Genomic DNA, 13,108 nt, shown 5'->3' with positions numbered 1-13,108 from the left:
TGATCACGTGACCCCGCGCGTCGCCGTGGTGACTGGGGCTGCTCGGGGGATCGGGGCGGCCGTGGTGCACCGGCTGGCCGGGGACGGCTGGCGCGTGGTCGCCGTGGACGTCGCCGAGGACCTGCCGGGGCTTCGGTACCCCCTCGCGCGGCGGGAGCAGCTCGCCGAGGTCGCCGCGAAGTGGCCGGGCCAGGTGATCGACCTCGTCGGCGATGTGCGGGACCAGCGGGCCCTCGACGAGGCCGTCCGCGTCGCCGAGCGGGAGTTCGGCGGGCTGGACGCGGCGGTGGCCGCCGCGGCGGTCATGGCCGGTGGGCGCCCACTGTGGGAGACCACCGATTCCGAATGGGAATCGCTGTTCGGCGCCGGGGTGGACGGTGTGTTCCACCTGGCCCGCGCCGCGGTGCCGGCCCTGCTGCGGCGCCCGCGGCCGCGCAGTGGGCGCTTCGTCGCGCTCGCCTCGGCCGCCGGGCACACCGGGCTGTGGCGGCTGGCCGGCTACAACGCGGCCAAGCACGCGGTCGTCGGGCTGATCCGCGGCCTCGCCACGGACCTGCGCGGCACAGGCGTCACCGCGACGGCCGTCTCGCCGGGCTCGACCCGCACGCCGATGCTGGCGGCCACGGCCGCGCTGTACGAACTGGACGACGTCGAGGAGTTCGCCCAGCACCAGCTCGCCGAGCGGCTGCTGGAGCCCGACGAGGTGGCCGCGGCGGTGTGCTGGCTGTGCGGCCGCGACGCGAGCGCCATCACCGGCACGGTGCTCCACGCGGACGGGGGTTTCACGGCATGACTCCGCTGGAGTTCCCGGCCACGGCTGCTCGCGGTGCGGTGCGCCCCGAGGCAGGCGCCATCCGGGCGACAGCCGGCAGCGGCCGCCGGTGGTGGTGCGGTGGCGGCGTGGTGCGCGCGCACGGCACGCCTCGGCTCGGCTCCGCGGCCACGGCTGCTCGCGACGGGCGCGCTCGCGGTGCGGTGCGCCTGGCGGCGTGGGCCGTCGGGGCCACGGCCGACCGCGGGTACCACCGGCGCTGGCGCGCGAGCGGGTGCCACCGGGAGGTCACGCCATGACCGTGCTCCGCCTGGATCCCTCCACCAAGGCCGTCGCCGGCGGGCGGGTTCTCGTCGGCGGCTCGCCCCTCCGGGTCGTCAAGCTCTCCGCCGCCGGGGCGCGCCTGTTCGCCCAATGGGCCGCCGGCGCGGCGGTCGGCGACAAGCCCCACCACCGGCGCCTGGCCGAGAAACTCGTCCTCGCCGGCATGGTCCACCCCACCTACCCCGGCGCGAAGCTGACCCCGCAGGACGTCACCGTCGTCGTCCCCGTCCGCGACCACGCCGACCGCCTCACCGGGCTCCTCCCGCGCCTGAACGACGTCCGCGAGACGCTCGTCGTCGACGACGGGTCCGCCGTGCCCGTCCCGCACGCCGTCGACCGCCACCCCGTCGCGCGTGGCCCCGCCGCCGCACGCAACACCGGCTGGCGCAAGGTCACCACGGAGCTGGTCGCCTTCCTCGACGCCGACACCCGCCCCGAACCCGGCTGGCTCGGGCCGCTGCTGGCGCAGTTCGAGGACCCCGCCGTGGTGGCCGTCGCGCCGCGGGTGCGCAGCGCCCCAGGCCGCAAAGCCCTGTCCCGCTACGAGACTCGACAGTCCTCGTTGGACATGGGCGCCACCCCGGCGCAGGTCCGCCCCCGCGGCCGCATCACCTACCTGCCCACCGCCGCGCTCGTCGTGCGCACCTCGGCGCTGCAGGCGATCCACGGCTTCGACGAGGACCTGCGCTTCGGCGAGGATGTCGACCTGATCTGGCGCCTCGTCGACGCCGGCGGCTCCGTCCGCTACGAGCCGGAGTCCGAAGTGGTGCACGAACCACGCTCGACCTGGCGCGCCTGGCTGAAACAGCGGTACAGCTACGGCACTTCCGCCGCGCCACTCGCGAAACGCCACGGGCGGCAGGCGCTCGCGCCGGTCCGCACGGCCGGCTGGACCGCACTGGCCTGGCTCGCGCTGGCCGCCGGACGCCCGAAGACCGGCGTCGCGATCGCGCTCGGCACCGCGGCCCTGTTGCCCCGCAAGCTGAAACCCCTCGACGTGCCGGCGAAGGAAGCGCTCGGCATCGCCCTGCGCGGGCACGTCGCCGCGGGCCGGTTCCTGGCCGACGCCCTCACCGGCGCGTGGGGCCCGGCCGCGATCCCGTTGCTCGCGCTGTCCCGGCGCGGCCGTCGCGTCTTGGCCCTGGCCTACGCCCGGCACCTCCTGGACTGGGCCCGCACCCGCCCGGACATCGACCCGCTCCGGTGGCTGCTGGCCCGCGCCGCGGACGATCTCGCCTACGGCGCCGGTGTCTGGCGCGGCTGCCTGCGCGAGAAGGAACCGGGCCCGTTGGTTCCGGACCTCTCCACGTGGCCAGGGAAACGGCTGTGAACCTCGCCGACCTCGCCTGGCCCGAGCTCGGCGACCGCCGCCTGCTGGCCGTGCCGCTGGGCGCCACCGAACAGCACGGACCGCACCTGCCGTACACGGTGGACACCGAGATCGCGGTCGAGCTGTGCCGCCGGCTCGGCGAGGCCCGGCCGGAGGTCGTCGTCGCCCCCGCGCTGCCCTACGGGTCCAGCGGGGAGCACGCCGATTTTCCTGGCACGCTCTCGATCGGTCAGGAAGCCACGGAACTCCTCCTGGTCGAGCTGGTGCGCTCCGCGGACGCCTTCGCCGGGGTTCTGCTGGTGTCCGCGCACGGCGGCAACGCGGTCCCGCTGCGCCGCGCGGTCGCGAAACTGCGTTACGAGGGCCGGAATGTGCGTGCGTGGTGCCCGGACGGCCCGGCCGACGACACCCACGCCGGGCGGCTGGAGACGTCGGTGATGCTCGCGCTGCGGCCGGAAGCCGTGCGCACGAACCGGTTCGAGCCCGGCGAGACGCGGCCGCTGCCGGAACTCATCGGACGGTTGCGTGACGAAGGTGTGCGCGGGGTGAGCCCGAACGGGGTGCTGGGTGACCCCGCGCGGGCGAGCGCGGAAGCGGGGCGCGCCACCCTCAGTCGATGGGCGGACGCTCTACTTGAAGCGGCCGCGGCGCTTGCCAGAGATGGCATCATGTAGCAGTCGGTGCATGAGAGCCCTGTCACAAAGAGGTGATCGGTGTGAAGACCAAGGCCGCAGTCCTGCATTCCGCGGGCAAGCCGTTCGAGATCGAGGAACTCGAGCTCGACGGTCCACGCGAAGGTGAGGTCCTGATCAAGTACACGGCCGCCGGGCTGTGCCACTCGGACCTGCACCTGATCGACAACGACCTGGTGCCGCGGTTCCCGATCGTGGGCGGGCACGAGGGCGCGGGCATCATCGAAGACGTCGGCCCGGGCGTCTCCAAGGTCGAGCCGGGCGACCACGTCGTCTGCTCGTTCATCCCGAACTGCGGCCACTGCCGCTACTGCGCCACCGGCCGCTCGAACCTGTGCGACATGGGCGCGACGATCCTCGACGGGCACATGCCGGACGGCAGCTTCCGCTTCCACCGCGGCGGCACCGACTACGGCGCCATGTGCATGCTCGGCACGTTCTCCGAGCGCGCCACGATCTCCGAGCACTCGGTGGTCAAGGTGGACGACTGGCTGCCGCTGGAGACGGCGGTGCTGGTGGGCTGCGGTGTGCCGACCGGCTGGGCCTCGGCCAACTACGCCGGCGGCGTGCGCGCGGGCGACACCTGCGTCGTGTACGGCATCGGCGGGATCGGCATCAACGCCGTCCAGGGCGCGGCGCACGCGGGCGCGGCGAACGTGATCGCCGTCGACCCGGTGGCCTTCAAGCGCGAGAAGGCTCTCGAACTCGGCGCCACCCACGCGTTCGCCTCGGCGGACGAGGCCGCGGCGAAGGTCGCGGAGCTGACCTGGGGCCAGATGGCCGACCAGGCGCTGATCACCGTCGGCACGGTGGACGAGCAGGTCGTGACGGACGCGTTCAACGTGGTCGGCAAGGGCGGCACGGTCGTGATCACCGGCCTGGCCAACCCGGAGAAGCTGACGGTGCACCTGTCCGGCGGCGTGATGACCCTGTTCGAGAAGACGGTCAAGGGCACGCTGTTCGGCTCGGCCAACCCGCAGTACGACATCCTCCGCCTGCTGCGCCTGTACCAGGCCGGTCACGTGAAGCTGGACGAGCTGGTGACCAAGCGGTACTCGCTCGAAGAGGTCAACGAGGGCTACCAGGACCTGCGCGACGGGAAGAACATCCGTGGCGTGATCATGCACTCGGCGGACTGAGTCGTGCCCCCGTGAGGGCGGGGCTTCCCGCCCTCACGGGTCGACCAGCGGCTGGAACGCCGCACGCACGTCGGCGTCCGAGGGCGTCACGTGCACCTGGCTCGGCGGGATGTCCACGGCCAGGTCGATGTGGGGGTGTAGTGCAGCACCGGCGGGCAGGAGGCGCCGCCGATCTCCACGCGCGTGCCGGTGACGGGCCGCCCCGTCTTCACCTCGTGCACCCGCACCGGGATGGCGATCTCGGTCGCGGACGGCAGGCGACCAGTGAGGCGTTGCCGGGCTGAACCATGCTCGCCGCCACGGCACGAACCTGCCACCGGCTCGATTGATCGACCGTCGCTCTCGGTAGACCATCCGGACCAGGTTAGTACGACGTTCGGCTGTGTCCGCGTCACAGTTGTGTGGCACGCGACTGTGTTCCGGTCACAGAGATGGGCCGACGCGGCTACGGATCGTTGACCCCCGCGGAGCCCGTTCCTATCGTGACCGCGATCAACGTGGATCTCGGAAGGACACTCTCGATGGCGCATCAACGGCGATCGGCCGCGCCCGGGGACGGGACTCCGTCTCTGGAACGGCGCCGGTTCCTCGGTTACCTCCTCGCGGCGCCCACCCTCGCGGTGGCGGCCAAGCTCGGCGGGGACCTCGCCGCCCCGGCTCCGGCCGACGCCGCGATCCCCACGCTCCCCGGGCCGGCCGACATCCTCGACCTCGGCGACGCCCTCACGCTCGCGGCGATGCCGACCTCCAACCTCATCGCGATCCAGGTCAACCGCGACGACACGGTGTCGTTCGCGGTGCCGCGCGCCGAGGTCGGCCAGGGCATCACCACCACCATCGCCATGCTCATCGCCGAGGAGATGGACCTCCCGCTGAGCAAGGTCGGCGTCAACCTCGCCGACGCCCGCCCGGAACTGGTGTTCAACCAGCTGACCGGTGGGTCCAACTCGGTGCGCTCGCTGTACAACCCGGTCCGCACCGCCGCGGCCATCGCCCGCGCCCGCCTGCTCGCCACCGCCGCCGACCAGTGGAAGGTCGACGCCTCGACGCTCACCGCCCGCGACGGCGTGATCCGCTCCGCCTCCGGCCGCACCGCGACCTACGGCTCGCTCGCCGAAGCCGCCGCGAGCGCCCGCACCGAGGAAACCAGCGCCACGCTGAAGAAGACCTCCGAGTTCCGCATCATCGGCAAGCCGACCGGCCGCATCGACGCCCTCGAAGCGGTCACCGGGCGCAAGAAGTTCACCATGGACCTGCAGGTCCCGAACGCCAAGCCGACGATGGTCTGCCGCCCGCCGACGATCAACGGCACGGTCAAGGCGGTCCACAACCTGGCCGAGGTCAAGGCGATGCCCGGCGTCACCGACGTCGCCACCATCTCCACCGGCGTCGCGGTCCGCGCCGAGACCTTCGGGCAGTGCATCGACGCGATCCGGGCGCTGAAGGTGGACTGGGGACCGGGCACTGTGGACGGTGAGTCCGACGCCTCGGTCGAGCAGAAGCTGCGCGCCGCCGCGCTGCCGATGGCGGTGCCCCCGGTCCTGACCCAGTCGATCGACGCCGAGTTCGTGTTCGCCTTCGCCAGCAACAGCGCGCTGGAGACCAACTGCGCCATCGCCGACGTGCGCGCCGACCGCGCGGAGATCTGGTCCGGCCTCAAGTCGCCGATCACCACGCAGGAGCAGATCGCGCTCAAGCTCGGCCTGCCGATCCCGGCGGTCAAGGTGCACGTGGTCACCGGTGGCGGTTCGTTCGGCCGCAAGCTCTTCGGCGACGCCGCGATCGAGGCGGCGGAGATCTCGAAGAAGATGGGCAAGCCCGTCAAGCTCATGTGGCACCGCGCCGACGACGCCCGCCACGGCCGCACGCACCCGATGTGCATCTCGCGGGTGCGGGTCAACCACGCGCTGGGCAACGTCGTCAGCTACGAGCAGCGGCACACCAGCGTCACCACCGACTTCGGCCACGGCCTCGGCGAGATCCTCACCGCGGTCGCCGCGAAGCTCCCGGTCGGCGACATCGGGTTCTCCCAGACGGTGTTCATGCTGTCCACGTCGATGCCGTACAACTTCGGCGCGGCCACGCAGCTGCTCAACGAGGTGCCGCTGAAGTTCCACACCTCCAGCATGCGCAACGTCTACTCGCCCAACGTGGTCTGCGCGCGCGAGCTGATCGTGGACCAGCTGGCCGCGAAGATGGGCCAGGACCCGCTGACCTTCCGCCGGAACTTCCTCAAGGACGACCGCATCCGCAAGGTCCTCGACAAGGTGGCCGATGTCGGCAACTGGGGCCGGAAGATGCCCGCCGGCACCGCGCAGGGCATCGCGCTGCACCACGAGTACAAGAGCGTCAGCGCGGTCCTGATGGAGATCGACTGCCGGCCGGAGACGGTCAACCGCAAGATCCGCAACGGGGTCGCCGGGCCGCGCGTCACCAAGGCCGTCGCGGTCGTGGACGCCGGCCTGCCGATCAACCCGAAGGGCCTGGAGGCGCAGACGATCGGCTGCGTCAACGACGGCATCGCGATGGCGCTCACCTCGAGCCTGCACATCGACAACGGCCTGCCGCTGGAAGCGAGCTGGGACAACTACTTCTACACCCGGCAGTGGAACACGCCGCCGGAGGTGGAGGTCGTGGTCATGCCCGCTACGACCGGTGAGCCCGGTGGCGCGGGCGAACTGGCCGTCGCCAGCTCGTTCGCCGCGGCCGCCTGCGCCTACGGCCGGGCGGTGGGGAAGATGCCGACCCGCTTCCCGATCAACCACGGCACGCTGAGCTTCGAGCCGAAGCCGAAGGTGCCGCCGGTGCCCGAATCGCCGGTCGACGGCCTGGCCTACACTTACTGAGGAGCCTTCGTTGTCCCAACACACTTTCACGGTCAACGGCGAGCGGGTCACCGTCGACGCCGACGACAAGGTCCGCCTGCTCTGGGTGTTGCGCGACCTGCTCGGCATCACCGGTCCGAAGTACGGCTGCGGCATCAACGTGTGCAAAGCGTGCACGAGCCACATCAACGGCAAGGCGTTCAACCCGTGCTCGGTCCCGGTGTCGGCGATCGGCCCGGACGACGAGATCACCACGATCGAAGGTCTCGCCGACCCGGTCACCGGTGAACTGCACCCGATGCAGCAGGCGTGGATCGACCGGGACGTCGCGCAGTGCGGCTACTGCCAGCCCGGCCAGATCATGGCGGCGATCGCCAAGGTGAAGCAGGCCCGCGCCGAGGGACGCGAGATCAGCGACGCCGACTTCGACGAGATCCGCAACATCTGCCGCTGCGGCACCTACTCCCGCATCCGGGAGGCGGTGAAGAGCGCCGCGTCCCAGATGTGACGCACTTGCGGCACCAGAGCCCCGCAACCCTCCGCGGTTGCGGGGCTCTGTCATGCCAATGCGCAACGTTGGACACTTTCGTGTTAGATGTCCACTCGCGAGCCCTCGACGGGGAGGACGGACATCTCATGAGGTACACGGGCGCCGAACCCGCGGTGGCCGGCCTGGCCGGCCGCGCCATGACGCGGTTGCCGGAGATGACCAAGGCGACCTACGCGCAGATCATCGAGGAGATGGCCGTCTACCGCGAGGAACGGTTCGTCTCGCACGACGACCTGTTCGCCTCGTGCCGGGACAACCTGCAGTTCCTCGTTCGCGCCCTGGCCGAGCCCGGCGCCCCGGACCTGTCGACGGCCCGGGCGACCGGGCGCCAGCGCGCGCTGATGGGCGCCCCGCTGCCGGAGATGCTGCGCGCGTTCCGCATCGGGTTCACCGAGGTGTGGCAGTGCTTCGTCGAGCTGACCGCGCCCGCGCAGGACGTCGCCACGCTGGTCTCGGCGACCACCGCCATCTGGGACCTGATGGACGACTACTTCGAGGAGCTGACCTGCACCTACCGCGCGACGATGGCCGAGATCAGCCGCACCCGGCAGAACCGTAGGCTCGCGCTCGTGGAGGCGTTGTTCACCGGCGGCAACGCGACCGAGGGCACGCTGTGGGACATCGCGCGCATGCTCGACCTGCCGCTGGAGGGCACGTTCGTCGTCGTCGCCGCGGAAACCCCCGGGCTTGGCCAGGAAGCGCTGCCGCTGATCGAGGTCCGGCTGCGGGAACGGCACCACGCCTCGGCCTGGCGGCTGACGCCGGAGCTGCAGATCGGGGTCGTGTCGGTGCGCGATCCGGACCAGGTCATGGAGCTGTTGCGGGAGAACCCGCGCGGGCGGGTCGGGATGAGCCCGGTGTTCACCGGCCTCGGCGACACCGCGCGCGCCCTGCACCTGGCACGGGTGGCACTGTCCAGCCTGCCGCCCGGGACGAAGGACGTGGCGCGGTTCCACGAGTCGCCGCTGGCCGGGCTCGTCGCGAGCGACCCGGAGGCGTCGGCCCAGCTGGCCGGGCAGGTGCTGCGGCCGATCCTGGAGCTGCCCGCCGAGGAGGGCAACGTGCTGCTGCTGACGTTGCGCGCCTGGTTCGACTGCGGTGGGTCCACCAAGCAGGTCGCCGAGCGGGTCTACTGCCACCCGAACACGGTGCGGCACCGGTTGAAGCGGATCACGGACGTGCTGGGCCGGTCGCTGAGCGACCCGTCGGACATCGCGGAGCTGGGCACGGCTCTGCGGGCACTCGCCATGTTCGGTGAAGGCGCCCGCAGAGCCGTGCGGAATTGACACGGACATCGCCTTGCTTGGCGGTGCGGGTAGCGGAACCTCAGACGCCCCCTCGCTGTGGGATCGCCTCCTCATGAATGCCGATTCACCACGTCGGCGCTGTCCTCGCGAGGGGCCGCCTGAGAACCCGCGGCGGTGCAAGGTGGCGGCCGCCGCCGGGAAAGCTCAATCGCCCAGCTTCTTCCCGGTCGCCTTGGTGAACGCCTTCGCGCCGGCGCGGTCCACCGCCGCCTTCACCCCGCCGAAGATCGCTCCCTGCAGCACCGCCGCGGTGAGCACCTCCTTGGTGGAGTAGTCGCCCGAAGTGGCCTCCGGCGCGTTGTCCTCGCCGGTGACCGCCTTCCAGGCCTGCTTGAACAGCATCCCGGCGAGGATCCCGCCCAGCGCGCTCACGGCCAGGTTCAGCGGCTTGTACAGCAGTTTCATCCCGTCACCTCTCCACAGTGGACCCGGCTCCACCCATCCGGGTACCCCGCGGTCCGGTGGCTGACACCCGGACCCTCCCGCTCGCACGTTGTGCGGCGGCGGCGAGGGGCGTACCTTGGCGCGATAGTTCGCCTGGAGGGTCGCTGGTGGTCAGGGGCAAGGTCGTCCGGTTCGACGAGATGCGCGGGTACGGGTTCGTGGCGCCGGAGGGGGGTGGCGAGGACGTCTTCATGCACGTCAACGACCTCGACGTGGACAAACACCTGATCACGCCCGGGGTGGTCGTGGAGTTCACGGTCGAGGACGGCGAGCGCGGGCTCAAGGCGTCCGACGTGCGGCTGGTGCGCCAGGCCGGCGACGAGAACAGCGACGACGGGTACTCGGCGCGCGACTTCCGCGAGGAGCTGACCGAATCGCTGCTCACCGGCGTTCCGACGCTCACCGCCGAGGAGGTCCTCCGGGTCCGCCGCGTCGTCCTCGAACTGGTCCGCGACCACGGGTGGCTCGGCGGCTGAATGTTTCGGTGACCCGGGTGCGGGCACACGAACACCCATGAAAGCTGTTACCTGGCACGGCAAGCGGGACGTCCGAGTCGACGAGGTCCCGGACCCCCGGATCGAGGAGCCCACGGACGCGATCGTCCGCATCACCTCGACCGGCATCTGCGGCTCCGACCTGCACCTGTACGAGGTGCTCGGGCCGTTCATGGGGGAAGGCGACATCCTCGGCCACGAGCCGATGGGCATCGTCGAGGAGGTCGGCTCCGGCGTCGCGAACCTCAAACCCGGCGACCGCGTCGTGGTGCCGTTCAACATCTCCTGCGGCCACTGCTTCATGTGCGCCCAGGGCCTGCAGTCGCAGTGCGAGACCACCCAGGTGACCGACAAGGGCAAGGGTGCCGCGCTGTTCGGCTACACCAAGCTCTACGGCCAGGTGCCCGGCGGGCAGGCCGAGTACCTGCGCGTGCCGCAGGCCCAGTACGGGCCGGTGAAGGTGCCCGAGGGGCCCTCCGACGAGCGGTTCGTCTACCTCTCCGATGTGGTGCCCACTGCGTGGCAGGCCGTCGAGTACGCCGCGGTCCCCGACGGCGGCAGCGTCGTGGTGTTCGGGCTCGGCCCGATCGGGCAGATGTGCTGCCGCATCGCGCGGCACCGGGGCGCCGGCCAGGTGATCGGCGTCGACCTGGTGTCCGAGCGGCTGGCGCTGGCCGGACGTTACGGCGTCACCACCATCGACGCCAGGGCGGAGAAGGACGTGCCCGGTGCGGTGCGGGAGATGACCTCGGGCCGCGGCGCCGACGCCGTGATCGACGCGGTGGGCATGGAGGCGCACGGCGCGCCGCTGGGCAAGCTCACCCACCAGATGGTCGGCCTGCTGCCGGACGCGATCGCCGCGCCGCTGATGGAGAAGGGCGGCGTGGACCGGCTCGCGGTGCTGCACCAGGCCATCGCGACGGTGCGCCGCGGCGGCACGATCTCGTTGTCCGGCGTCTACGGCGGCATGCTCGACCCGCTGCCGATGATGGAGCTGTTCGACAAGCAGATCCAGCTGCGGATGGGCCAGGCCAACGTGCGCCGGTGGATCGACGACGTGCTGCCGCTGGTCAGCGACGACGCCGACCCGCTGGGCGTGGAGGACCTCGCCACCCACAAGCTGCCGCTGGAGGACGCGCCGCGCGCCTACCGCATGTTCCAGCAGAAGCAGGACGGGGCGATCAAGATCCTGCTGCAGCCTTCGGCGTGACGGGGGCCGCGCGCCCGGATTTCCGGACAGCGGAGCGTAGCCCCGGATGATCACCCGGCTATGATCTGGCTCCCCGGGATTGTCCAACAGCGTGGCACCCGTGTTCGAAGCAACTCCACCGCAGGAGCCGTACACGCATGTCCACGCCCCGGAAGCCGGACCCCCTGTCCGACCTGCCCGCAGGCCAGAGCGCCGATCAGGTCGGGATGTACCACTGGGACGTCCGTGCCGCGACGTGGACGTGGTCGCCGGAGATCTACCTGATGTACGGCTACCAGCCGGGCTCGGTGCTGCCCGGTCTGGAGCTGGTCACCAAGCACGGACACCCCACCGACCGGCGCCAGCTGGCGGCGGTGTTCGACGAGGCCCGGCGCACCGGGCAGCCGTTCAGCGCGCAGCAGCGCATCCTCGCCGCGGACGAGAGCACCCGCGCGGTCGTCGTGGTCGGCGACGTCGAGCGGGAGGACGGCGAGGTGGTCGGCGTGCACGGGTACTACGTCGACCTGACCACGGCCCGCGTGCGTGAGGCCGAGCAGCTGTCCGAGCTGGCCGGCGAGGCCGCCGGGCTGCAGCGCGCGATGGCCTCGCGCGCCACGATCGAGCAGGCCAAGGGCATGATCATGCTGGCCTACGGGCACGACCCGGCGGCCGCGTTCGAGCTGCTCATCCGGGTGTCCCAGCAGAGCAACGTCAAGCTGCGCGACCTGGCCGACCGGCTCGTCGACGCGGTGCAGGCCGCCGGCGAGCCGCCTGCCCAGGCGCGGGCCCACCTTGAATCGATTCTGGCACGGTTGTCGGTGGCCGAGGACGTGTAGCCGGCGCGTCTCGAGGTACCCGGAGCGGGACCGGGTGAAAGGAGACATGCCGAAATGAGCACGATCACCGAGTCCGTTGACGTGAACGTCGACGTGCGCACGGCCTACAACCAGTGGACCCAGTTCGAGTCCTTCCCGCAGTTCATGGAGGGCGTCGAAGAGATCCGCCAGCTCGACGACACGCACACGCACTGGGTGACCAAGATCGGGGGCGCGAAGCGCGAGTTCGACGCCACGATCACCGAGCAGCACCCCGACGAGCGGGTCGCGTGGCGGTCCGATTCCGGGCCGAGCCACGCCGGTGTCATCACGTTCCACCGCTTGGACGACCACAAGACCCGGGTGACCGCGCAGATGGACATCGACCCGGAGGGCTTCGTCGAGCAGACCGCCGACAAGCTGGGCATCCTGGACCGCCGCGTGCACGGCGACATGGAGCGCTTCAAGGCGTTCATCGAGAAGCGCGGCGGTCAGGAGACCGGCGCCTGGCGGGGCGACGTGGACCGTCCCGGCAGCTGATGGCCACCAAGACACAGCGGACCGCCGCCGAGTTCGTGCCGGACAGCCGCGCGCTGGACCGGCTCCGCTCGGCGGCGCTGCGCTGCCAGGGATGCGATCTCTACCGCGACGCGACGCAGACGGTGTTCGGGGACGGCCCGGCGCCGGCGAAGGTCATGATGCTGGGCGAGCAGCCGGGCGACCGCGAGGACGTGGCGGGGGAGCCGTTCGTCGGCCCCGCCGGGCGCCTGCTGGACCGGGCGCTGGAGGAGGCCGGGGTCGACCGGACGCAGGTGTACGTGACGAACGCGGTGAAGCACTTCAAGTTCGTGCGCGCCGAGCGGGGGAAGCAGCGGATCCACAAGAAGCCCTCGCGCGGGGAGATCGTGGCGTGCCGGCCGTGGTTGGTGGCGGAGCTGGAGGCGGTGCAGCCTTCGGTGGTGGTGTTGCTCGGGGCGACCGCGGCTTCGTCGTTGATGGGGCCGTCGTTCCGGGTGACCGCTCATCGGGGCGAGTTGCTGCCGGCGCCGGAGGAGTTCGCCGGCCGGTTCGAGCGGGTGCTGCCGACGGTGCACCCGTCGTCGGTGCTGCGGGCTCCCGATCGGGATGAGGCGTACGCCGCGCTGGTGAACGACCTGCGAGCGGTGCCCGGGGTGATGTGATTCGGGCGTCCCGACAGAAGAAAGGCCCCTCACCGCCGCGGTGAGG

General features: G+C 71.5%; 13 protein-coding genes. 12 read left to right on the top strand and 1 reads right to left on the bottom strand.

All coding sequences use genetic code 11. The features are described from left to right. The first annotated feature begins 7 nt into the window (after window positions 1-7). From IE290_RS21645 to IE290_RS21615, 7 genes are all read left to right on the top strand, one after another. Window positions 8-793, top strand: a complete 786-nt coding sequence (locus tag IE290_RS21645) for a mycofactocin-coupled SDR family oxidoreductase (RefSeq protein ID WP_191246505.1) — start codon at window positions 8-10, stop codon at window positions 791-793. A gap of 274 nt (window positions 794-1,067) precedes the next feature. Further along, the gene (gene mftF / locus IE290_RS21640) at window positions 1,068-2,426 is read left to right on the top strand and encodes a mycofactocin biosynthesis glycosyltransferase MftF (protein WP_191246504.1); all 1,359 of its coding nucleotides are present in this window, start codon (window positions 1,068-1,070) and stop codon (window positions 2,424-2,426) included. Further along, the gene (gene mftE / locus IE290_RS21635; protein ID WP_191246503.1) at window positions 2,423-3,100 is read left to right on the top strand and encodes a mycofactocin biosynthesis peptidyl-dipeptidase MftE; all 678 of its coding nucleotides are present in this window, start codon (window positions 2,423-2,425) and stop codon (window positions 3,098-3,100) included. Before mftF ends, mftE begins: the two co-directional genes overlap by 4 nt. A gap of 41 nt (window positions 3,101-3,141) precedes the next feature. Further along, window positions 3,142-4,257, top strand: a complete 1,116-nt coding sequence (locus tag IE290_RS21630; protein ID WP_191246502.1) for an NDMA-dependent alcohol dehydrogenase — start codon at window positions 3,142-3,144, stop codon at window positions 4,255-4,257. Window positions 4,258-4,778: 521 nt separating this feature from the next. Then, window positions 4,779-7,103, top strand: coding sequence for a molybdopterin cofactor-binding domain-containing protein (locus IE290_RS21625; protein WP_191246501.1), 2,325 nt, complete (start codon window positions 4,779-4,781; stop codon window positions 7,101-7,103). Between the two features lie 10 nt (window positions 7,104-7,113). Further along, on the top strand, window positions 7,114-7,590 hold the full coding sequence (locus tag IE290_RS21620) for a (2Fe-2S)-binding protein (RefSeq protein WP_191246500.1): 477 nt from the start codon (window positions 7,114-7,116) through the stop codon (window positions 7,588-7,590). A gap of 128 nt (window positions 7,591-7,718) precedes the next feature. After that, window positions 7,719-8,918 (top strand): PucR family transcriptional regulator, encoded by a 1,200-nt coding sequence (locus IE290_RS21615; RefSeq protein ID WP_191246499.1) that lies wholly within the window; start codon window positions 7,719-7,721, stop codon window positions 8,916-8,918. Between the two features lie 165 nt (window positions 8,919-9,083). On the opposite strand, the gene IE290_RS21610 is transcribed toward IE290_RS21615, so the two are convergent. Beyond that, the gene (locus IE290_RS21610; protein ID WP_191246498.1) at window positions 9,084-9,344 is read right to left on the bottom strand and encodes a DUF4235 domain-containing protein; all 261 of its coding nucleotides are present in this window, start codon (window positions 9,342-9,344) and stop codon (window positions 9,084-9,086) included. 146 nt (window positions 9,345-9,490) lie between these two features. Between IE290_RS21610 and IE290_RS21605 the strand changes: the two genes are divergently transcribed. The 5 genes from IE290_RS21605 (at window position 9,491) to IE290_RS21585 (ending at window position 13,062) form a co-directional block, all read left to right on the top strand. Next, entirely contained in the window at window positions 9,491-9,859 is a 369-nt protein-coding gene (locus IE290_RS21605; protein WP_191246497.1) for a cold-shock protein, read from the top strand. Window positions 9,860-9,896: 37 nt separating this feature from the next. After that, the gene (locus tag IE290_RS21600) at window positions 9,897-11,087 is read left to right on the top strand and encodes a zinc-dependent alcohol dehydrogenase (protein ID WP_191246496.1); all 1,191 of its coding nucleotides are present in this window, start codon (window positions 9,897-9,899) and stop codon (window positions 11,085-11,087) included. Between the two features lie 137 nt (window positions 11,088-11,224). Beyond that, window positions 11,225-11,902: a PAS and ANTAR domain-containing protein gene (locus IE290_RS21595; RefSeq protein WP_191246495.1), complete on the top strand. Its 678-nt coding sequence runs from the start codon at window positions 11,225-11,227 to the stop codon at window positions 11,900-11,902. 54 nt (window positions 11,903-11,956) lie between these two features. Then, window positions 11,957-12,421 carry an SRPBCC family protein gene (locus IE290_RS21590; protein WP_191246494.1) on the top strand — a complete coding sequence of 155 codons (465 nt, stop codon included), beginning with the start codon at window positions 11,957-11,959 and terminating at the stop codon, window positions 12,419-12,421. After that, window positions 12,421-13,062, top strand: coding sequence for a UdgX family uracil-DNA binding protein (locus IE290_RS21585; protein WP_191246493.1), 642 nt, complete (start codon window positions 12,421-12,423; stop codon window positions 13,060-13,062). Before IE290_RS21590 ends, IE290_RS21585 begins: the two co-directional genes overlap by 1 nt. Window positions 13,063-13,108 lie beyond the last annotated feature (46 nt).

The organism is Amycolatopsis deserti (assembly GCF_014653945.1).
In the GTDB taxonomy this organism is placed as follows: Bacteria; Actinomycetota; Actinomycetes; order Mycobacteriales; family Pseudonocardiaceae; genus Amycolatopsis_E; species Amycolatopsis_E deserti.
This window is presented reverse-complemented; position numbering and strand designations above follow the sequence as displayed.

Bases quoted from the DNA above. Each gene is read 5' to 3' on its own strand.
- mftF (WP_191246504.1), top strand. From the start codon at position 1,068: ATGACCGTGCTCCGCCTGGATCCCTCCACCAAGGCCGTCGCCGGCGGG.
- IE290_RS21625 (WP_191246501.1), top strand. From the start codon at position 4,779: ATGGCGCATCAACGGCGATCGGCCGCGCCCGGGGACGGGACTCCGTCT.
- IE290_RS21615 (WP_191246499.1), top strand. From the start codon at position 7,719: ATGAGGTACACGGGCGCCGAACCCGCGGTGGCCGGCCTGGCCGGCCGC.
- IE290_RS21610 (WP_191246498.1), bottom strand. From the start codon at position 9,344: ATGAAACTGCTGTACAAGCCGCTGAACCTGGCCGTGAGCGCGCTGGGC.
- IE290_RS21600 (WP_191246496.1), top strand. From the start codon at position 9,897: ATGAAAGCTGTTACCTGGCACGGCAAGCGGGACGTCCGAGTCGACGAG.
- IE290_RS21595 (WP_191246495.1), top strand. From the start codon at position 11,225: ATGTCCACGCCCCGGAAGCCGGACCCCCTGTCCGACCTGCCCGCAGGC.
- IE290_RS21590 (WP_191246494.1), top strand. From the start codon at position 11,957: ATGAGCACGATCACCGAGTCCGTTGACGTGAACGTCGACGTGCGCACG.
- IE290_RS21585 (WP_191246493.1), top strand. From the start codon at position 12,421: ATGGCCACCAAGACACAGCGGACCGCCGCCGAGTTCGTGCCGGACAGC.